Source organism: Martelella sp. UBA3392 (assembly GCF_002358775.1).
Taxonomy (GTDB): Bacteria; Pseudomonadota; Alphaproteobacteria; order Rhizobiales; family Rhizobiaceae; genus Martelella; species Martelella mediterranea.
In genome coordinates this window covers 36,213-36,417 of record NZ_DEPM01000298.1, presented here as the reverse complement: position 1 = coordinate 36,417, position 205 = coordinate 36,213, and the positions used below count along the sequence as shown (strand labels likewise).

The window sequence follows — 205 nt, the reverse complement described above, 5'->3', positions numbered from 1 at the left end:
GGCCAGCAGTCTGGACGTTCCCGAAGGCTCGGCCTTCTTGCGGACGTGATAGGTCTCGCTCACGCGCGGCTCGCCTTCCGGCATCATCCGGGCGAAGCCGAGAACGTTCAGGCGAAAGGCCTCGAAGCCGCGGGCGAAATTCGCGCTGATCAGCATCGGCCGGTGCGCGCAGCAGGCCGACAGGCGTTCATCGTCTTCCTGAGAG

1 pseudogene is annotated in these 205 nt (G+C 65.9%); it reads right to left on the bottom strand.

What is annotated here, in order from left to right:
• Nucleotides 1-205 (bottom strand): annotated as a pseudogene (locus B4E36_RS23360) (dihydrodipicolinate reductase); the annotation flags it as partial.